The 18,657-nt window shown below is 55.7% G+C and carries 20 protein-coding genes; 15 read left to right on the plus strand and 5 right to left on the minus strand.

From position 1 onward, the window contains the following. Positions 1-73: 73 nt before the first annotated feature. On the plus strand, positions 74-1,039 hold the full coding sequence (gene lipA, locus ACK3SD_RS12775) for a lipoyl synthase (RefSeq protein WP_481125731.1): 966 nt from the start codon (positions 74-76) through the stop codon (positions 1,037-1,039). Positions 1,040-1,171: 132 nt separating this feature from the next. On the opposite strand, the gene tatE is transcribed toward lipA, so the two are convergent. Both tatE and ACK3SD_RS12785 read right to left on the minus strand, forming a co-directional pair. After that, positions 1,172-1,375 (minus strand): twin-arginine translocase subunit TatE, encoded by a 204-nt coding sequence (gene tatE, locus ACK3SD_RS12780; protein WP_481125732.1) that lies wholly within the window; start codon positions 1,373-1,375, stop codon positions 1,172-1,174. Positions 1,376-1,493: 118 nt separating this feature from the next. Continuing rightward, the gene (locus ACK3SD_RS12785) at positions 1,494-2,288 is read right to left on the minus strand and encodes a deaminated glutathione amidase (protein ID WP_481125733.1); all 795 of its coding nucleotides are present in this window, start codon (positions 2,286-2,288) and stop codon (positions 1,494-1,496) included. Between the two features lie 162 nt (positions 2,289-2,450). On the opposite strand from ACK3SD_RS12785, the gene crcB reads away from it, so the two are divergent. The 3 genes from crcB to ACK3SD_RS12800 all read left to right on the plus strand — a co-directional run bounded on the left by crcB (position 2,451) and on the right by ACK3SD_RS12800 (position 4,977). Beyond that, positions 2,451-2,834: a fluoride efflux transporter CrcB gene (gene crcB / locus ACK3SD_RS12790; RefSeq protein WP_481125734.1), complete on the plus strand. Its 384-nt coding sequence runs from the start codon at positions 2,451-2,453 to the stop codon at positions 2,832-2,834. Positions 2,835-3,178: 344 nt separating this feature from the next. Then, positions 3,179-3,781 carry a TetR/AcrR family transcriptional regulator gene (locus ACK3SD_RS12795; RefSeq protein WP_481125735.1) on the plus strand — a complete coding sequence of 201 codons (603 nt, stop codon included), beginning with the start codon at positions 3,179-3,181 and terminating at the stop codon, positions 3,779-3,781. Beyond that, entirely contained in the window at positions 3,778-4,977 is a 1,200-nt protein-coding gene (locus tag ACK3SD_RS12800; RefSeq protein ID WP_481125736.1) for a multidrug effflux MFS transporter, read from the plus strand. Before ACK3SD_RS12795 ends, ACK3SD_RS12800 begins: the two co-directional genes overlap by 4 nt. Positions 4,978-5,030: 53 nt before the next feature. Here the strand turns inward: ACK3SD_RS12800 and cspE are convergent, their stop codons facing one another. Next, positions 5,031-5,240, minus strand: coding sequence for a transcription antiterminator/RNA stability regulator CspE (gene cspE, locus ACK3SD_RS12805; protein WP_137763915.1), 210 nt, complete (start codon positions 5,238-5,240; stop codon positions 5,031-5,033). Between the two features lie 763 nt (positions 5,241-6,003). Between cspE and ACK3SD_RS12810 the strand changes: the two genes are divergently transcribed. Continuing rightward, on the plus strand, positions 6,004-6,156 hold the full coding sequence (locus tag ACK3SD_RS12810; RefSeq protein WP_168195858.1) for a hypothetical protein: 153 nt from the start codon (positions 6,004-6,006) through the stop codon (positions 6,154-6,156). 406 nt (positions 6,157-6,562) lie between these two features. Then, complete coding sequence (locus ACK3SD_RS12815; RefSeq protein ID WP_481125737.1) at positions 6,563-6,877, plus strand: hypothetical protein; 315 nt, start codon at positions 6,563-6,565, stop codon at positions 6,875-6,877. A 41-nt stretch (positions 6,878-6,918) separates the two neighbouring features. Here the strand turns inward: ACK3SD_RS12815 and ACK3SD_RS12820 are convergent, their stop codons facing one another. Next, positions 6,919-7,695 (minus strand): DeoR/GlpR family DNA-binding transcription regulator, encoded by a 777-nt coding sequence (locus tag ACK3SD_RS12820; RefSeq protein ID WP_481125738.1) that lies wholly within the window; start codon positions 7,693-7,695, stop codon positions 6,919-6,921. A gap of 371 nt (positions 7,696-8,066) precedes the next feature. Between ACK3SD_RS12820 and gatZ the strand changes: the two genes are divergently transcribed. From gatZ to ACK3SD_RS12850, 6 genes are read left to right on the plus strand one after another with little or no spacing between them, the layout of a single operon-like run. Next, positions 8,067-9,368: a tagatose-bisphosphate aldolase subunit GatZ gene (gene gatZ / locus ACK3SD_RS12825; protein ID WP_481125739.1), complete on the plus strand. Its 1,302-nt coding sequence runs from the start codon at positions 8,067-8,069 to the stop codon at positions 9,366-9,368. Further along, positions 9,355-9,855: a PTS galactitol transporter subunit IIA gene (gatA, locus tag ACK3SD_RS12830; RefSeq protein ID WP_481125740.1), complete on the plus strand. Its 501-nt coding sequence runs from the start codon at positions 9,355-9,357 to the stop codon at positions 9,853-9,855. The genes gatZ and gatA overlap by 14 nt, the downstream gene beginning before the upstream one ends. Next, positions 9,852-10,136 (plus strand): PTS galactitol transporter subunit IIB, encoded by a 285-nt coding sequence (gene gatB, locus ACK3SD_RS12835; RefSeq protein WP_137763920.1) that lies wholly within the window; start codon positions 9,852-9,854, stop codon positions 10,134-10,136. The genes gatA and gatB overlap by 4 nt, the downstream gene beginning before the upstream one ends. A 5-nt stretch (positions 10,137-10,141) precedes the next feature. Continuing rightward, a complete protein-coding gene (locus ACK3SD_RS12840; RefSeq protein WP_481125741.1) occupies positions 10,142-11,524 on the plus strand; it encodes a PTS galactitol transporter subunit IIC in 1,383 nt (460 codons plus the stop codon). 38 nt (positions 11,525-11,562) lie between these two features. Continuing rightward, entirely contained in the window at positions 11,563-12,612 is a 1,050-nt protein-coding gene (gene gatD / locus ACK3SD_RS12845; RefSeq protein WP_481125742.1) for a galactitol-1-phosphate 5-dehydrogenase, read from the plus strand. 53 nt (positions 12,613-12,665) lie between these two features. Then, a complete protein-coding gene (locus tag ACK3SD_RS12850) occupies positions 12,666-13,520 on the plus strand; it encodes a tagatose bisphosphate family class II aldolase (RefSeq protein ID WP_481125743.1) in 855 nt (284 codons plus the stop codon). Positions 13,521-13,553: 33 nt separating this feature from the next. Here ACK3SD_RS12850 and ACK3SD_RS12855 read toward each other — a convergent pair whose 3' ends face one another. Further along, positions 13,554-14,177 (minus strand): LysE family translocator, encoded by a 624-nt coding sequence (locus tag ACK3SD_RS12855; RefSeq protein WP_481125744.1) that lies wholly within the window; start codon positions 14,175-14,177, stop codon positions 13,554-13,556. A 723-nt stretch (positions 14,178-14,900) separates the two neighbouring features. On the opposite strand from ACK3SD_RS12855, the gene ACK3SD_RS12860 reads away from it, so the two are divergent. The 3 genes from ACK3SD_RS12860 to cydB all read left to right on the plus strand — a co-directional run bounded on the left by ACK3SD_RS12860 (position 14,901) and on the right by cydB (position 18,629). Beyond that, positions 14,901-15,779 (plus strand): LysR family transcriptional regulator, encoded by an 879-nt coding sequence (locus ACK3SD_RS12860; protein ID WP_481125745.1) that lies wholly within the window; start codon positions 14,901-14,903, stop codon positions 15,777-15,779. Between the two features lie 416 nt (positions 15,780-16,195). Continuing rightward, positions 16,196-17,620 (plus strand): cytochrome ubiquinol oxidase subunit I, encoded by a 1,425-nt coding sequence (locus ACK3SD_RS12865; RefSeq protein WP_481125746.1) that lies wholly within the window; start codon positions 16,196-16,198, stop codon positions 17,618-17,620. A gap of 1 nt (position 17,621) precedes the next feature. Then, a complete protein-coding gene (gene cydB, locus ACK3SD_RS12870; protein WP_137763927.1) occupies positions 17,622-18,629 on the plus strand; it encodes a cytochrome d ubiquinol oxidase subunit II in 1,008 nt (335 codons plus the stop codon). Positions 18,630-18,657 lie beyond the last annotated feature (28 nt).

An 18,657-nucleotide genomic window follows, 5' to 3' on the forward strand; every position in this document is an offset into this window, starting at 1 on the left:
TTGAATTAACATGTAGTTCGTTGAATTCACTGACCTTCTTGCCGGGAGTGTCAAAACTGGAACCTGCACGACTATGAGTAAACCAATTCAGATGGAACGCGGCGTCAAGTACCGCGATGCGGACAAGATGGCCCTGATCCCGGTGAAAACCGTGGTGACTGAACGCCAGGAGATGTTACGCAAGCCCGAGTGGATGAAAATCAAACTTCCTGCGGATTCCAGCCGGATACAGGGCATCAAGGCGGCGATGCGAAAAAATGGCCTGCACTCGGTCTGTGAGGAGGCCTCCTGCCCTAACCTGTCAGAGTGCTTCAACCACGGGACCGCGACCTTTATGATTTTGGGTGCCATCTGCACCCGCCGTTGCCCATTCTGCGACGTGGCCCACGGCCGCCCGCTGACCCCAGATGCCAACGAGCCGGCCAAGCTGGCGCAAACCATTGCCGATATGGGGCTGCGCTATGTGGTGATCACCTCGGTGGACCGTGATGACTTGCGTGACGGCGGTGCCCAGCACTTTGCTGACTGCATCAGCGCGATCCGTGAAAAAAACCCGACCATCAAGATTGAGACCCTGGTGCCAGATTTCCGTGGCCGCATGGATCGGGCGCTGGAGATCCTGGATGCCACGCCGCCGGACGTCTTCAACCATAACCTGGAGAATGTGCCACGCGTCTACCGTCAGGTGCGCCCCGGTGCTAACTATGAGTGGTCTTTGAAACTGCTGGAGAAATTCAAGGAGCTGCACCCGGAGATCCCTACCAAGTCTGGCCTGATGGTTGGGCTGGGTGAGACCAATGCTGAGATCATTGAGGTGATGCGCGACCTGCGTCGCCACGGCGTCACCATGCTGACGCTCGGCCAGTACCTGCAACCCAGCCGTCACCACCTGCCAGTGCAGCGTTACGTCAGCCCGGCTGAATTCGATGAGATGAAAGAGGAAGCACTGGCGATGGGCTTCACCCATGCCGCGTGCGGGCCGTTCGTCCGCTCCTCCTACCATGCCGACCTGCAGGCAAAAGGGATTGAAGTGAAGTAACTGTGCTGCCGCCCAGTGCGGCAGACATAAATTGTTACGACATTGGCGACAGCCACACAAAAAACGGATGATCTCACGAGCATCCGTTTTTTCTTGGCAAGTGGCCGCCATGACTGGCGGCAGGCTGCCCGCTTACTCTTTGTTTTCTACACGGCCAGCGGCCGGAGGCTCTTCTGCGGTGGCCTTGGCCGGCGCATTGTCATCGCTCATCGCTTTTTTGAAGCCTTTCAGCGCCGCACCCAGATCGCCACCCAGCGAACGCAGTTTGCTGGTACCAAACAGCAGGATGATAAGCACGCCGATGACCAACAGTTTTGTAATACTGATACCTTCCATACACACCTTCTCAGTTATCTAAAATGCTGTATGCCCCAGCAAACACAGCGATGGCTCATTTACTGTCATTCTGTGGCGCGACTCAACGACAATATGTAACAGATTAAGAACGAACCCATTACATCTCCCGCAGTTGTGGCTTGGCAAACCGGCTATTTTTTAGCACTGGCAATACTTCGCGCGCGTTTTTAATCCTATCACTCTCCAGCTCGGCATAGATCAAGGCTGGCCCCTCCGCGGCGCGCGCCACAGCAACACCCAAGGGGTCCACCACCATGCTATTGCCGATATTGCGTCCGCCGCAGGCACTGACGCCCACCATATAACAGGTATTCTCCAGCGCCCGTACGGCGAGCAGCATCTCCCAGTGGCGTTCCTTCAACGGCCCCGCCACCCACGCTGACGGAGCCACCAGCACATCGGCGCCCTCCATCACTAACGTGCGCGCCAAGTCAGGGAAGCGCAGGTCGTAGCAGGTCATCAGGCCGACCTTAAACTTCCCCACCTCCAGCACCGGGGGCAACTGTGTGCCGGGCGTAACATGGGTCGACTCCTTGATGTTCCAGGCATCATAGAGGTGCAGCTTGTGGTAATGGCACAGCAGCTCGCCATCCCGAATCGCCACCTGCGTGTTATAAACCCGGCCATCATTGGCGGGGGTGTGCATACCAACTAAGGTGGTCAACGACTGGCCGCGGCTGGCAGCCAGCAATGCACGGAGGAACGGCCCCTCCAGCGGCTGGGCGAAGGAGAGCACCGCGTCTGGATCGGCGGCATTCTGCGCCATCGCAGCCTCTGGCAGCACCAGCAGCGCGGCCCCGGCGCTAGCCGCCGCAGCCATCAGCGTCTGGCAGGTTTCCGCATTACGTTGCCATTCGGTGGAGATGACAAACTGGCCCAAAGCAACCTTCATAACTGACTCCTGAGGATTCACTACGCTTTCGCCGATAGCGCCCATACCCTGCCGTGCGCAGATGACGCCGTGATGGTGAATACGTTACTCTTTGATAAATGCAGGCGACGTGCCAGGGTAGTTCGCTCGTCCCTATTCTTTCACTCTACTGGTAGGTTTACTATGTTTGCTACGCTTTTGGCAGTTTTTATTGGCGGGGGGTTGGGCAGTGTTACCCGTTGGTATGTCAGCCTGAAATTGAATCCTCTCTCTGCCGTGCTGCCCTTTGGCACCCTTACCGTCAATCTGGTGGGCGCGTTCATTATTGGGTTGGGCATCGCGACGCTGACGCGCATAACGCAGTGTGATCCTGTCTGGAAGATGCTGATCACCACCGGTTTTTGCGGGGGCCTGACGACCTTCTCCACCTTTTCGCTGGAAGTAGTCTACCAACTGCAAGAGGGGCGGCTGGCGGCGGCGGCGCTGAACGTGCTGCTCAATCTGGCCGGATCGCTTTTGATGACCGCGCTGGCCTTTATGCTGGTCAATGCCTACAGCGGCCGGTAGGCACTTAATCTTTTCTTCATGTTGGCGAGTGATAATCATACAGCCCTGTCTGTGTGGAGATGCATTATGTTCGCCCTGCCGAAAACGCCTGTTGAGTGCCTTGCCGTCACTTTCTGTCTGGTGACGGTCATCAGCTTCCTGTATCAATACTTCTCGCTCTGAGCCCCCGCCGGGCGGCTTCGCCCGGTATTTTTCCTGCCTCAACCGCGCCCTAACCAACACGAATTTAATATTTCCCTGCGTTATTGAATGTCATACAATTCGCTGTGAACGTTCGTTCTCATTTGCCTGCCTATACTGTACTGGCATGAGAGTACCCTGCCATGCTGACTTTGGAACATGCAATGAATCAGCCGCTCAATAAAGAAGAGCGCGCCCGCCTGCGGCGCGACCAGATCATTACCGCGGCGCGGATCTGCTTCCGCAACCACGGTTTCCACGGTGCTGGCATGGCGGAGATCGCCCAGATGTCCTCCCTGAGCGTCGGCCAGATTTATCGCTATTTCACCAATAAAGACGCCATCATCGAAGAGATTGTGCGACGCATCGTGGAGAAGAAAGTCAGCCGGATGCAGCTCAAACAGGGCGCGATGAGTGAAATGGCCCACAGATTGTCACATCGGATATTAATGGGTGAACAGGATGAGGGAGAGATCGACCGCGCGTTGATGCTGGAGGTTGCCGCAGAAGCAACCCGTAACCCCACTGTTGCCCGAATTTTGCGTGAGGCAGACGATCGGCTATTCAGTCAGTCAATGGAACTGCTGATGGCTACCTACCCGCACCTGAGCAAAGAGCAGCTGGCGGCGCGTGCCGAATTCATCGCCGTGATGTGTGAAGGCACGGCCTTTCGGGTACGCAATAACCAAAAGGCTGACCCCGACCTGCTCAATACCCTCTACTTCTCCATTTTCTCAACCATTTTACCTGCGTCGGATAAACCATGAATCCACAACTTGCCCGCCAGCGCCTCGGTTATGCGCTGGCGTTAGGTGCGCTGGCCGCCCTTGGCCCCCTGTGTACCGATCTCTACTTGCCGGCCCTGCCGCAGCTCTCCACCGAACTGGGCAGCACTACCGCTCAGGCGCAGCTCAGCCTGACCGCCGGGCTGTTTGGACTCGGGCTGGGGCAGCTGATTTTCGGGCCGCTCAGCGATAATTTGGGCCGGATGCGCCCGCTGCTGCTCTCCTTGCTGTTGCTGCTGGCCGCCTCGGTCTGGTGCTCGCTGGCAACGGACATCCACCAGCTGATCGCCGCCCGTCTCCTACAGGGATTGGCCGGTGCCGGCGGTGCCGTGCTGTCGCGCGCGATTGCCCGCGACCTCTATTCAGGGCATGACCTGACCCGCTTTTTTGCCCTGCTGATGTTGGTGAATGGTCTGGCCCCTATTCTTGCGCCGGTGTTGGGCGGAGCCCTGATGGGAATCATGAATTGGCGGGGCATTTTTGTGGTGCTGGCCGCGATTGCCGCACTGCTGATAGCCCTCTCCCGTTGGCGGCTGCATGAAACCCTGCCCACCGAGCGCCGGGCGCATGGCGGCGTCGGGGCATTGCTCAGTAACCTGGGTGGGCTGTTGCGCCAGCGTCAATTTATGGGGTTATGCCTGACTCAAGGCTTCGTGACCGCGGGCATGTTTGCCTATATCGGTGCCTCACCCTTTGTCTTGCAGGAGATCTACCACCTCTCGCCCCAGATGTTCAGCCTCTGTTTTGCTCTGAACGGCATTGGTTTAGTGATTGCCGCCCAAATCTCGACCCGCCTGAGTTTGGTATGGGGCGAGCTGAAAGTGGTGAAGCTAGGGTTGACGATTGCCGCGCTCGCGTCGCTACTGCTGGTGGTGGCCGGTGCCATGCATGCCCCGCTCGTGATGCTGTTAATACCGCTGTTCTTCTCGGTACTGACCATTGGCGTAGTCGGGCCAAATGCTTCCTCACTGGCCATGCAGTCGCAGGCCAACAGTGCGGGCAGCGCCTCGGCGCTGATTGGGATGACCATGTTTACCTTGGGTGCCATCAGCGTGCCGTTGACTGGCCTGAAAGGGACATCAACGCTCTCGATGGCCTGTACCATTCTGGGGTGTTACCTGCTGGCCATTCTCTGCTTTACCCTGCTGGTACGCCGACCCGCACGCAGCGAGCAGTGATCTCAGGACATAAAAAAACCCGCCGAGGCGGGTTTTTTATAGAATGGGGGCAATTAGATCGCAACAACGTTAGCAGCTGAAGGACCTTTGGCACCGTTAGTGATTTCGAACTCTACACGCTGACCTTCAGCGAGGGTTTTGAAACCATTGCCAGAAATAGCAGAGAAGTGCACGAATACATCTTTGCTGCCATCTTCAGGGGTAATGAAACCAAAGCCTTTGGACTCATTGAACCACTTAACGTTACCTTTAATCTTAGACATCAAACTTACCTTTACGTGAATGAACGACACAAAACGTGTGTCGGGTAACAGTACAGCAACTAGCAGGAGTTTTGTCCAGCGCCAGGTATCGATAAAGCGATAAATGTCGCAAAATTTTTGATCTAACGCAGTTAAGAGTATAAAAGCGGTGTTTGCCTATGGACTCTTTTGACGTTGCTGATATATAGACGATTTTCTGCCATCAGGCTTTCCATAGCGCTCCCAACCTCCACCGATATTTTATAATCTATTGATTTTTAACATAAATATTTTACGAAGCAGTATTAAGTTGTTGCGGCATTGAAAGTCCCTAACGAGCATAGGCCTGATAGCCTCTGTGGCCTCTACGCCAGCCATCTCTTTTTTTTAACTTTCTGATAGATTTTCTTAATCGAATAATCACATTATTTTAATTGACCAATTGTTACCGAGTTTCTTGCTCTAATAGAAAAGCCATTTTTACAATAACCCCCTCCCAAGACACGCTTGGTGGCAGCTGGCTCCTTCGTAAGCGCTAGCGGCGCAAGCAATAGCACTTTTAAAATTTAATAAAATCAAATAAATATAGAAATTTCTTGATTGAGTTAACAAAACCACTGGTTGTTAAACCACTATTATTTATGGATAGGACTTTTCCTAGAAGAAAATACACTCTTTTATATGATTTTTTAGAATGCATTATCAGTTTGTATAGTTTATATTCACGCTCCGTTAGGCACTTCATACGATTATTCCTAATTTTTACTGGCGAGAACTGAGCACCATGAACAATCATCAACACGTTATCAAGCAGCAGCAACAGCAACCTGTTTTTAACATTGATTCGATCAGCCGCCCGGTGGCATGGAAATTGATCCTTGGCGGGTGCGCAGCCTTCTGGGTCGTGCTGATTGCCCTGGCGTGCCAGATCTTCTAATCCGTCCGCTGTGTGCTTTTACAGGCCGCTCCTGATTTTTAGCCTGTCCCTGGGTGCGCTTGCCCCAATAAGGGAAAATAAAAAACAACCTGCTTTGCTGTCCCTGGCCTTTGGAGCTCATGTTCATCCACGCCACGCCACAGCCCGATGCAGTTTATAGGAGCCTCATGCTGGGTTTTGTGTTTTCCCCAGTAGCCTCCCCCTCTCCTCCTGACATCACTGTTAACCTCCAGAGATCTGTTGAATCAAGGCGTTATCGTCGCATTTGTCAGCTTTTGGCCCAGATGTGTCTCAATATTCAGTTTTGCGTTAGCAGGGAAAATGTTGCGTAAAGCGTCTTGAGCGCCACGCTGAGAAAGCGTTTGATAGCGGCACCGGGCGATATTGCACGGTTCTGGAGGGAATAATGAAAAAGATTTTAGCAACGGCCAGCCTACTGGCACTGGCGCTTTCTGCATCCAGCCTCTCTGCCTTTGCCGCTCCGGCGGACAATGCGCATGGCAACCCGCCGACAGCTTTTGACGGCAAGGGGCCACATGGCGGTTTCCCTGGCAATCCGCCACCGCCCATGATCCCGCTGTATCAGGCATCCATGCAGACTGACAACCCAACCGAGGGGCTGAATAAACTGCTCTCTGCCATGCCGCAAAAAAGCGGTGGTCACTATGAAGTTCGCCTCTCGGTGATAGAACTTCCCCCGATGCCCGCACCTGCCAAATAGTTTTCGGCAAGCCCCATGAGTATGGGGCTTTCGCCTCATCCTCAGACGATAGTTAACTCAATATCACACTGTGCGAGCGTCTGACGGTCGTCAGCGCTGATCCCCTCATCCGTAATGATGCCGTTGATCTTCGCCAGCGGCAGTACCTGATTGAATCCTCGCCGCCCAAATTTCGACGCATCCGTGACCACGATGACCCGCTCTGCCGCTTCTGCCATGACACCACTGATGGAGTAACCCTCATTAAAGGTGGTGATGCCGTTGTGCATATCAAAGCCATCCGCTCCCACAAACATCAGGTTGGCCGAGATGCCTTGCAGGGTATTTTCCGCCAACGCCCCATGCAGGGATCGCGTCTTATGGCGCAGGGTGCCGCCACAGACCACCAGCGTGATTTCCCGGTTATCTGACAGCATAAAGGCCGCCGGCAGGTTATTGGTGATGATGGTGATGTCGCGGTGACTTGCCAGCTCCTCGGCAATCAGCATGGTCGTGCTGCCGCTATCCAGAATGAGGGTATCACCCGGCTGCACCATAGCCGCCGCAGCTTGGGCAATGCGTTTCTTGGGATCCTTGGCCAGCCTGTAGCGATCCTCCAGAACCACTTCCTGAATCTCCGCCTCACTCTGTTGCCCAGCCGGCGGCCGGGCTGCCCCGCCGTGGAAACGCATCACCTGCCCCTTCTCCTCCAGCAGGCGAAGATCCGCGCGGATCGTCACCTCGGAGACATCGAAAGCAGAAGAAAGATCGGTCACCAACACGCTCTCTTGTTGATTGACCAGCTCGATAATTCTGTTACGCCTTTCATAAGAGTTCATAAATATGGGTCCATCTCACTGTATTCCTGACAGTGTAAACAATCGGCATACGAAAGGGGAGGGAAATCTTATCACCCCTGAATGGCCGACCGCAGAGGCATTACCGCTTCAAGAAACTTATCAGAAAAAACCTGACTCCTTTGCATAAAAACTAATAATAACATTGAATTATGCTTTAAATTTATTCATTCACCACACTTCTGAAAGGCCCGCCTTAACCCACCATTTTTTTGTGCGACATTTCGAAAGACACCCGCAAATGTGAAAACAAACGAAGAATATTTACGATCCGGGTCACGAATTGGCGCACCGCGCCTTGCTGACATTTCGAAATAAATAGATTGTTATTCGAAAACAAACGGAGATTAAAAATGAAAGACGTTATCCTACAACATAAGCGTGATGGTCAGGCGGGGATCTGTTCAGTCTGCTCAGCACACCCTTGGGTCATTGAAGCTGCCCTGCGTTTTGATTTGACCAGTGGGCAGAAAGTGTTGATTGAGGCCACCTCCAATCAGGTCAATCAATTTGGCGGCTACACCGGTCAGATGCCGGAGGATTTTCGCCAAGGGGTGCTCAGTATTGCCGAACGCGTAGGTTTCCCTTCGGAGCGCCTGATTCTGGGCGGCGACCACCTTGGCCCGAACTGTTGGCAACATGAGCCGGCAGAAGTCGCGATGCAAAAGGCGGAGGCCCTGATTGCCGCCTATGTCAGCGCCGGATTCAGCAAAATCCATCTGGATGCCTCCATGTCCTGTGCCGATGATCCCACCCCGCTGCCCCCTGCGGTGGTGGCCGAGCGGGCGGCGCGACTGTGCCGGGTGGCGGAACATGTTGCGACACCGGCTCAAAAGCAGCGGCTTACCTATGTCATCGGCACCGAGGTGCCCGTGCCGGGCGGTGAGGCCAGCGCCATTGAGCAGGTGCATATCACCCGCCCCAGCGATGCCGCCGAAACCCTGCGCCTGCATGAGGTTGCCTTCCGGCAAGCGGGTCTGGAGGAGGCCATTCCACGGATTATTGCCTTGGTGGTGCAGCCCGGGGTTGAGTTCGATCACTCCCGCGTCATTCCCTACCAGCCGGAGGCCGCCCAGTCGCTCTCCCGCTTCATTGCTGAAACGCCACTGGTTTATGAGGCCCACTCCACGGACTACCAGACGCCACAGGCCTACCGCCAGTTGGTGCAGGATCACTATGCCATCCTCAAGGTGGGGCCAGCGCTGACCTTTGCCCTACGTGAGGCGGTATTTGCCTTGGCGCAGATGGAACAGACGTTGGTGGCGCCAGAACAGCGCAGCCAGATCCGGGAGGTGATTGATCAGGTGATGCTGGATGAGCCGCACTACTGGAAGAAGTACTACCACCCTACCTTCAGCAAGGCGTTGGTTGACCTGCACTTCAGCCTGTCAGATCGCATCCGCTACTACTGGTCACATGCCCGCATTCAGACGGCGCTGGCCCAGCTGATTGGCAACCTTGAACAGACGCCGCTGCCGTTGGGCCTGCTCAGCCAGTACCTGCCGCACCAATTCCAACGGATTATGGCGGGCACGTTGGAGGCCACGCCGCATACGCTGATTATCGACAAGATCCAGGATGTGTTGCGCGCTTACCGTTATGGCTGCTTGCCACAGGCCACCGAATGGGAGGCTGAAGCTGATGCAACCCTGTGATCTCTTCATCAAGACCCAGATTGACTTTGCCGACGCGGAAACCGCGCTGCGCCATATCGGCCAGCAGATGCTGGCGCAGGGGGTGGTGAAAGCCAGTTACCCGGAGGCTTTGCTGGCACGCGAGGCGGAGTTCCCCACCGGCATCGCTCTGGAGCGCCATGCGGTCGCCATTCCGCACTGTAGCGCCGAACATGCCTGCCACCCGGCCCTCTACCTGATCCGCCCGACGGCGCCGGTGCCGTTTCAGCAGGCCGATGATGCCTGTTTGGTGGCTGTCTCGCTGATCATTGCGCTGATTGTCACTGACCCGCAGCAACAGTTGGTTCTGCTGCGCACACTGTTCAGCCAGTTACAGGAGCCTGGCTTCTTGGACGCGCTGCTCTCTGTACCCGATGACGAGCTGGGGACGTACTTCGCCCGCCATCTGTTCGTCCCCTGCCCTGCCTCTGATCTTCAACAAAAACAACCACAAGGAGTTGTCCTATGAAAAGAAAAATCATTGTTGCCTGTGGGGGCGCCGTGGCGACCTCAACCCTGGCTGCGGAAGAGATAAAAGAGCTGTGCGCCGAACACCATATCCAGCTTGATCTGGTGCAGTGCCGCGTGACGGAAATCGAAACCTATATGGATGGCGCTGACCTGATCTGCACCACAGCCCGGGTCGATCGCACATTCGGTGACATCCCGGTGGTACATGGTATGCCCTTCGTTTCTGGCGTCGGCATTGAAGAGCTGAAACAGAAGATACTGGCCCTGTTGGAGGAGTAGTCGCCATGTTCACTGACATCATGCGCTATATCCTCGATTTGGGGCCGACGGTGATGCTGCCTATCGTGATCATGCTCTTTTCGCTGTTACTGGGCATGAAACTGGGCGAAGCCTTTAAATCCGGTATCCACATCGGCATTGGGTTTGTCGGCATCGGGCTGGTGATTGGGCTGATGCTCGACTCCATCGGCCCGGCGGCGAAAGCGATGGCGGAGCAATTCGACATCAACTTGCAGGTCGTGGACATCGGCTGGCCCGGCTCATCGCCGATGACCTGGGCCTCGCAAATTGCTTTGGTGGCGATTCCGATTGCGATTGGCGTCAATATCCTGATGCTGGTCACCCGCATGACCCGGGTGGTCAATGTCGATATCTGGAATATCTGGCACATGACCTTTACCGGCGCGCTGGTACACATCGCGACGGGCTCCTACTGGCTGGCGATTCTGGGGGTCGTGGTACATGCCGCCTTTGTCTACAAGCTGGGGGATTGGTTCGCCAAGGACACCCGTGACTTCTTCGCTTTGGAAGGGATCGCCATTCCGCACGGCTCCTCAGCCTATCTTGGGCCGATTGCCGTGTTGGTGGATACCCTGATTGAGCGGGTGCCGGGCCTGAACAAGATCCACTTCAGCGCCGATGACGTACAAAAACGCTTCGGCCCCTTTGGCGAACCCGTCACCGTCGGCTTCGTGATGGGGCTGCTGATTGGCCTGCTGGCTGGCTATGACGTGAAGGGCGTGCTGCAACTGGCGGTCAAGACTGCCGCCGTCATGCTGCTGATGCCACGCGTCATCAAGCCGATCATGGATGGCCTGACCCCGATTGCCCGTCAGGCACGCAAAAAGTTGCAGGCGAAATTTGGCGGGCAGGAGTTCCTTATCGGCCTTGACCCAGCGCTGCTACTCGGCCACACCTCAGTGGTCTCCGCCAGCCTGATCTTCATTCCGCTGACCATTCTGGTGGCGGTAGTGACGCCGGGCAACCAGGTTCTGCCGTTTGGCGATCTGGCGACGATTGGCTTCTTCGTCGCGATGGCGGTAGCGGTGCATCAGGGCAACCTGTTCCGCACCCTGATCTCCGGCACGCTGATCATGGGTATCACCCTCTGGATCGCCACCCAGACCATCCCGCTCCACACTCAGCTGGCCACCAATGCTGGCACGCTGAAAGCGAGCGGTGGACTGGTCGCCTCAATGGATCAGGGCGGTTCACCCATCACCTACTTGCTGATTGAACTGCTGACCTGGCAGAACGTGACTGGCCTGTTGGTGATTGGCGCGATCTACCTGGCGGGCGTCCTGCTCACCTGGCGACGGGCGCGTAACGCCACCCGCGCCACGGCAGAGCTTGCAAAAACTACCGCTGAAAAACCTACAGCCCTTTAATTGACCGGGGGCGGCTCGCCCCCTTGCAGGAGTTGGTGATGAAAGCAGTTGTCATTCATAACGATGGTGCGATACGGGTTGAAGAGCAGCCAGAACCGACGCTCACCCACCCCGATGAGGTGCTGGTGCGCGTGGCGTACTCCGGGTTGTGCGGCTCAGATATTCCACGCATTTTTTCCGGGGGCGCGCACTTCTACCCCATCACCCTGGGGCATGAGTTCAGCGGTGAAGTGGTGGCCTGCGGCGCAGAGGTTACGGACTTGCAGGTCGGCGACGCGGTGGCCTGTGTGCCGCTGCAACCCTGCTTTGCCTGTGAGGCATGTCAGCGCCACCTCTACTCCCAGTGCTACCACTACCAGTTCATCGGCTCGCGTTCGGCCGGGGGCCATGCGGAATATGTGGTGGTGCGGCGGGTGAACCTGTTCCGGCTGCCGACCGGCACGACCCTGTTGCAGGGCGCTTTTTTCGAGCCCATCACCGTGGGGCTACATGCGCTCAATTTGGCAGGCGGCTGCGAAGGCAAACATGTGGTGGTAATAGGCGCGGGCACCATCGGCCAGCTGGCGATTCAATGCGCCCGGGCGCTGGGCGCGGCGTCAGTGACTGCCCTTGATATCGTCCCGCAACAGCTGGAGCTGGCGCAGATCTCCGGCGCCACCCACCTCTGCAACAGCGCCCTGCTAAGCGCCAAGGAGATCGCTGAACAGCTGCACGAGCGCCGTTTTGACCAGCTGATTTTGGAGACCGCTGGCACCCCACAAACCGTGGCGCTGGCGCTGGAGATTGCCGGGCCGAGCGCGCAGGTGGCACTGGTCGGCACAGTGCACCGGGAGATCACCCTGACGCCTTCGCAGTTCGGCCAGATCCTGCGCAAGGAGCTAACGCTGATTGGCAGTTGGATGAACTACTCGGCAGCCTGGCCGGGCATGGAGTGGCAACAGGCCAGCACACTGTTTCAGCAGCAGGCGCTTAACCTTGCGCCATTGATTGCCCATGTCGGCGATGCCGAAACCTTTGCCAGTCAGGTCAGCGCCCTACAGGGTCGGCCAATGCAGGGCAAGTTGCTGTTGGGCTTTGCTTCCCACTGATTACGGTCTGCGCCTGCCCGTCTGTCAGGCGACCCTTTTTTAGAGATATCGCTATGTATTTAATACCCACCCGGGAGATGCTCAAAAAGGCACAGCGTGAGGGCTACGCGGTGCCTGCTTTTAATATCCACAATCTGGAGACTATCCAGGTAGTGACAGAAACTGCCGCCCGGCTCAACTCACCGGTGATTCTGGCTGGCACGCCCGGCACCTTTACCTATGCGGGGGTTGGTTATCTGGTGGCCCTCTGCCGACAGGCCGCGCAGAAACTAAAACGCCCCTTGGCGCTGCATTTGGATCATCATGAAGAGCTGGCTGACATTGAGCGCAAGGTGTGTGCCGGTGTGCGTTCAGTGATGATCGATGCCTCCCACGCGCCCTTTGAGCAGAACATCATGACCGTGGCGGCGGCAGTGCGTTTTTGCCATCGCTATGAGGTGAGCGTTGAGGCAGAGCTGGGTCGGCTGGGGGGCCAGGAGGATGATCTTCAGGTCGCGGAGAAGGAGAGTTTCTTTACCGATCCGCACAGTGTCGCGGGGTATATCGCGCGCACTGGCATTGACTCACTGGCCGTCGCCATCGGTTCGGCACATGGCCTGTATGACGGGGAGCCACAGCTTGATTTTGAGCGGCTGGCGCAGATCCGTAGCCAGACAGAGACGCCACTGGTACTGCATGGGGCGTCAGGCATTCCAGACGTCATGGTCAGGCGAGGGATTGCCAACGGGATTTGCAAAGTCAACGTGGCCACTGAGTTGAAAATCGCCTTTGCTGATGCGGTGAAAACCTACTTCACCGCCCATCCGCAGGCCAACGATCCCCGCCACTATCTACAACCCGCCAAAGAGGCCATGCAACGGGTAGTAGAGGAGAAAATCATCATGTGCGGCAGTGCCGATAAGCTTTGACAAAGGCCGGGCCGGCCTGCACCGGCCCGGCCGTCAGCGCTGTAAAATCAGCTTGAGGCCCAGCAATGCCATGACGGTGCCCGCCGTGCGATCAAAACCACGCCGGCATGAGAGATAGAAAGCACGCGGCGCCGGGGTTGCCAGCAAGCAGGCCACCAGCGCATACCAGACGAAATCGATGGTAAAGGCCAGAGCCGGCAGTACCAGAAACATCCAGCCAGCGATCTGCTGGTGAAGGAAAGCGACAAATACGCTGCCGAAAACAACGGCGGTATTGGGGTTACTGATTTGCGTAACCAACCCAAGCCGAAAGGCCCGCCAGACATTGGCCGGTGCCTCAGAGGGCGGGGAAGCCACCGCTGTAGAACGGCTGCCCAGCAACATTTTCATCGCCAGATAGAGTAGGTAAATACCCCCGGCAATTTTAAGCGCGGTATACAACCAAGGGACGACCAGTAGCAAGGTATGCAGACCCAGTAGGGCGATCAACGCAAAGAGCGCACACCCTACCCCCATGCCTGCCGCCGCAGCGATGCCTTCACGTAAGGAAGAGGCCATGGTGACACGTGCCACCAGAATAAAACTTTGCCCTGGCGTCATGGCACCGAGCGCAATGACACCGCTGATAGATAACAGAGCTAACCATTCACTTTCCATTTGCACTCTCCTGTTTATTTTTTCACTATGCTGAATAAGGCAGGGGCGCGCAATCTTTACTTAATCGTTATCAACGATTTTCATTAATGTTATACAAAATGAATGGATAAGTTATTAAGGCGCTTTTTAATACACCCCTCTTCCGCGCTTTTTCATCTTTTATTCGGAATAAATGGATGCCTGCATGGACTTTTTCTATTCGCTAACTGATCGCATGGAGAGAGGATGAAAGTGATAGCGAAAGTATGCCAGGCTAAATATCTTTCTGTGATGCCTTATGATCATTAACAATGCTCCCTTCGTTATGACCTGTTTACTCTCCTTCCGATTACAGTATGTTGTAACAATAACTAGAGCAAGAGGTACTGTCGCTTGGGGTGCCTTTCGCAATTAACCCTGCCTTTTGTTGCTGCATAGAGAAAACATGGCATTAGCCTCCGCTCGCTGGCTGTTACAAATCCCGATGTAGATGGCAAGTGCCTCAACTGTGCCCAACGCCACGGCACGTTATGGCATAAGAAAGCGGAAGGCGTTGCATCTCGTGGTGTTAACGGCTTACCCCTGTCTATTGTGTGATTTATCTCCTTTATCGTTTTGCGCCCCACCACTGGTTATTATTACAGCACGGATGTAACAATATTTTTCAGGCTGTGAAGATTTTCCGTTATCGATGTTTTACTTTTTTTGCATTACTATTAGTTAAAAGCTAATTGTAGGTAACACATGGAACTCAGGCATCTTCACTATTTTATCGTTCTGGCGGAAAAGCTCCATTTTGGCGCTGCGGCGGAAAAGCTCGGCATCTCGGTGCCTACCCTGTCGGTGCAAATTCGCCAATTGGAAGAGACGGTAGGCGTAGAGTTGTTCGTTCGTACCAAGCGTAGTGTCAGCCTGACTCAGGCCGGCAGCCTGTTCTTGGTGGAGGCGAAAGCCACGCTGGCACAGGCGGATCGGGCGATGGAGATTGGCCGGCTGGCCAGCCGTGGCGAGGTGGGGCATCTGGGACTGGGCTACGTCAGCTCCGCGCTCTGGTCTGGTATTCTGAGTAAGTTGTTGTCGCAATTCAGGAAGGCAACGGCCAATGTCACCATTACGCCGCGCGAATACCCGATGAATGAGCTGCCTATCATGGTCAGTGAGGGAAAGCTGGACGTCGCTTTTATCCGCAGCCCGATGCGGCTACCAGACGATATAAAAAGCCTTCATATTCAGCAGGATATTTTTTGCGTAGCGCTGCCGGCGGGCCATCCACTGGCGGCGCGCCAGCAGCCAATTGAACCTGTGGAGTTACGCAATGAGAAATTTATCCTGCCGGAACAGCCGCATGGCACGGTAGAGGTGTCGCGGCGTGGCGGCTTTAAGGTCAAGCGCAGTGAAAGCCCCGGCAGCCTGGTGGATGTGCTGTCACGCGTCTCATTCAATGAGGGCGTCGCCGTGGTGCCGGATGTGTTGTCTAACACCGTATTCCTGCCAGAGGTGGTCTATCGCCCGCTGGCGCCACCCGCCATTCCTTCTGAAATCAACATCATCTACCGGAAGTGGGAGCGCTCGCCCACGGTGATTCACTTTATCGATTTTACCAAAGCGCTATTTACCCCATGACCCCTGCCCGAGGGCATTCTCTTTCCAACGCTTTTTGCCCAGCGTGAATGCCAATACTTCACGCTAAAATAAACAAAATAGGCAGAGAAATACTCTGGTTAATTTTCATCTCCTTTATCCCAATATAGCCACATAAAGTACACCATTTTCACATTTCATTATCATACATTGGTAAAAGCTCAACATTGCAACAAAGTCTGAATAACCTGCGCCAGAAACAATTCATATCAATAATCACCACCGCTTTGATGCAGATCAATTTATTGTGCTTGCCCATTCTCCTGGGTTGGTTTTTGCGATCAAAACAGGAAAGAAGTCCGCAGTTAATTGCCTGAACCGCACGGAAATGTAGCTCACCTGTTAATTGCTGGTAAATAAATAATAAATGAGGATGCTATGCTAGATCGAGGTAAGCAATGTTTGGATTAGACGCCTTTCATCTCGCCAGGATACAGTTCGCTTTTACTGTTTCCTTCCATATTATTTTCCCAGCCATCACCATTGGCCTGGCGACGTTCCTTGCCGTTCTGGAAGGGATGTGGCTGAAGTCCAAAAATGAAGTTTATCGCGATCTCTACCACTTCTGGTCCAAGATCTTTGCGGTTAACTTTGGTATGGGTGTGGTTTCCGGTCTGGTGATGGCTTACCAGTTCGGCACCAACTGGAGCGGTTTCTCCCAATTCGCCGGGAGCATCACCGGTCCGTTGCTGACCTATGAAGTACTGACGGCCTTCTTCCTCGAAGCTGGCTTCCTCGGCGTCATGCTGTTTGGCTGGAACCGCGTGGGCCGTGGCCTGCACTTCTTCGCCACCTGCATGGTTGCCCTCGGCACCATCATCTCCACCTTCTGGATCCTGGCTTCCAACAGCTGGATGCAGACGCCGCAGGGCTATGCGCTGCAAGATGGGCTGGTGGTTCCGGCTGACTGGATGGCGATTGTCTTCAACCCGTCCTTCCCGTTCCGCCTGATGCACATGGCAACCGCGGCCTTCCTGGCGAGCGCCTTCTTTGTGGGTGCGTCTGCGGCCTGGCACCTGCTGCGCAAAAATGACACCCCGGCAATCCGTAAGATGTTCTCTATGGCGCTGTGGATGGCATTGATTGTCTCCCCGATCCAGGCAGTACTGGGCGACATGCACGGCCTGAACACTCTGGAGCACCAACCAGCGAAAATCGCTGCGATTGAGGGCCACTGGGAGAACCCGCCGAATGAGCCGACGCCGTTGATCCTGTTCGGCATCCCGGACATGGAGCAGGAGAAGACCAAATACGCCGTGGAAATCCCTTACCTGGGCAGCATCATCCTGACGCACAGCCTGGATAAGCAGGTTCCGGCACTGAAGACCTTCCCGAAAGAAGATCGCCCGAACTCCACCATTGTGTTCTGGTCGTTCCGCATCATGGCCGGCCTCGGCATGTTGATGGTACTGATGGGCGTGGTCAGCCTGTGGCTGCGTTTCAAGGATCGCCTCTACACCTCGCGCGCCTTCCTGTGGTTCACCCTGATGATGGGCCCATCTGGCCTGATCGCGATTCTGGCAGGTTGGTTCACCACTGAAGTTGGCCGCCAGCCGTGGGTGGTCTATGGCCTGCTGCGCACCAAGGATGCGGTTTCCGCGCACGGTGACCTGCAAATGAGCATCAGCCTGCTGGCGTTCATCGTGGTCTACATGTCGGTATTCGGCGTGGGTTACACCTATCTGATCCACCTGATCAAGAAAGGCCCGCAGACCGGCGAAGGCGACCACACCCCAGAGGGTGGCCCAGGCACCAAACATACCCCTGCACGTCCGCTCTCCGCGGTTCAGGAACCGTTAAACCAATCGGAAGAGGGTAAATAACGTGGGTATCGATCTCTCTATTATTTGGTTCACCATCATCGTCTTCTCGACGCTGATGTACATCGTGATGGATGGCTTTGACCTGGGGATTGGTATCCTGTTCCCGTTCAACAAAGATCCAATCGAACGTGACATGATGGTCAACACCGTTGCCCCGGTCTGGGACGGCAACGAAACCTGGCTGGTGCTGGGCGGCGCGGCGCTGTATGGCGCCTTCCCGCTGGCCTACGCGGTGATCATTGATGCGCTGTCGATTCCGCTGACCATCATGCTGATTGCGCTGATCTTCCGTGGCGTGGCCTTCGAGTTCCGCTTCAAGGCGACCGAAGAGCACCGTGCCTTCTGGGACAAAGCGTTCATTTTCGGCTCCATTTTTGCCACCTTCAGCCAGGGTACTGTGGTTGGCGCGTTCATCAACGGCTTCCCGGTTGAAGGCCGCACCTTCGCTGGCGGCGCGATGGACTGGCTGACCCCGTTCACCCTGTTCTGCGGCGTGGGTCTGGTGATTGCCTATGCACTGCTGGGCTGTACCTGGCTGATTATGAAGACCGAGCATGGCCTGCATCGTAAGATGTCGGCGCTGGCGAAACCGCTGGTTATCCTGCTGCTGGCCGCGATTGCCGTGATCAGCGTCTGGACGCCGATGGCGCACGGCGCTATCGCCGCCCGCTGGTTCACCCTGCCGAACCTGTTCTACTTCCTGCCAGTGCCGGTACTGGTGCTGCTGTCCGCCTGGGGCCTGCTGCGCAGCGTGAAACGCCACGCGCACTACTCGCCGTTCCTGCTGACGCTGGCGCTGGTGTTCCTTGGCTTCACTGGTCTGGGCATCAGTATCTGGCCGAACATCATTCCGCCAAGCATCACCATCTGGCAGGCGGCTTCCCCGCCGCAGAGCCAGGGCTTCATGCTGGTGGGCGGCCTGCTGATCATTCCGGTGATCCTGACCTACACCTTCTGGAGCTACTACGTGTTCCGTGGGAAGATCAGCCCGGACGAAGGCTACCATTGATTCATTGATTGTTAGCTATAACTAGGAG

Source organism: Chimaeribacter sp. YP20170169, from assembly GCF_056739715.1.

Excerpts from the sequence above, each read along its gene's own strand:
- lipA (WP_481125731.1), top strand. The coding sequence starts at position 74 with ATGAGTAAACCAATTCAGATGGAACGCGGCGTCAAGTACCGCGATGCG.
- tatE (WP_481125732.1), bottom strand. The coding sequence starts at position 1,375 with ATGGAAGGTATCAGTATTACAAAACTGTTGGTCATCGGCGTGCTTATC.
- ACK3SD_RS12785 (WP_481125733.1), bottom strand. The coding sequence starts at position 2,288 with ATGAAGGTTGCTTTGGGCCAGTTTGTCATCTCCACCGAATGGCAACGT.
- crcB (WP_481125734.1), top strand. The coding sequence starts at position 2,451 with ATGTTTGCTACGCTTTTGGCAGTTTTTATTGGCGGGGGGTTGGGCAGT.
- ACK3SD_RS12795 (WP_481125735.1), top strand. The coding sequence starts at position 3,179 with ATGAATCAGCCGCTCAATAAAGAAGAGCGCGCCCGCCTGCGGCGCGAC.
- ACK3SD_RS12800 (WP_481125736.1), top strand. The coding sequence starts at position 3,778 with ATGAATCCACAACTTGCCCGCCAGCGCCTCGGTTATGCGCTGGCGTTA.
- cspE (WP_137763915.1), bottom strand. The coding sequence starts at position 5,240 with ATGTCTAAGATTAAAGGTAACGTTAAGTGGTTCAATGAGTCCAAAGGC.
- ACK3SD_RS12810 (WP_168195858.1), top strand. The coding sequence starts at position 6,004 with ATGAACAATCATCAACACGTTATCAAGCAGCAGCAACAGCAACCTGTT.
- ACK3SD_RS12815 (WP_481125737.1), top strand. The coding sequence starts at position 6,563 with ATGAAAAAGATTTTAGCAACGGCCAGCCTACTGGCACTGGCGCTTTCT.
- ACK3SD_RS12820 (WP_481125738.1), bottom strand. The coding sequence starts at position 7,695 with ATGAACTCTTATGAAAGGCGTAACAGAATTATCGAGCTGGTCAATCAA.
- gatZ (WP_481125739.1), top strand. The coding sequence starts at position 8,067 with ATGAAAGACGTTATCCTACAACATAAGCGTGATGGTCAGGCGGGGATC.
- gatA (WP_481125740.1), top strand. The coding sequence starts at position 9,355 with ATGCAACCCTGTGATCTCTTCATCAAGACCCAGATTGACTTTGCCGAC.
- gatB (WP_137763920.1), top strand. The coding sequence starts at position 9,852 with ATGAAAAGAAAAATCATTGTTGCCTGTGGGGGCGCCGTGGCGACCTCA.
- ACK3SD_RS12840 (WP_481125741.1), top strand. The coding sequence starts at position 10,142 with ATGTTCACTGACATCATGCGCTATATCCTCGATTTGGGGCCGACGGTG.
- gatD (WP_481125742.1), top strand. The coding sequence starts at position 11,563 with ATGAAAGCAGTTGTCATTCATAACGATGGTGCGATACGGGTTGAAGAG.
- ACK3SD_RS12850 (WP_481125743.1), top strand. The coding sequence starts at position 12,666 with ATGTATTTAATACCCACCCGGGAGATGCTCAAAAAGGCACAGCGTGAG.
- ACK3SD_RS12855 (WP_481125744.1), bottom strand. The coding sequence starts at position 14,177 with ATGGAAAGTGAATGGTTAGCTCTGTTATCTATCAGCGGTGTCATTGCG.
- ACK3SD_RS12860 (WP_481125745.1), top strand. The coding sequence starts at position 14,901 with ATGGAACTCAGGCATCTTCACTATTTTATCGTTCTGGCGGAAAAGCTC.
- ACK3SD_RS12865 (WP_481125746.1), top strand. The coding sequence starts at position 16,196 with ATGTTTGGATTAGACGCCTTTCATCTCGCCAGGATACAGTTCGCTTTT.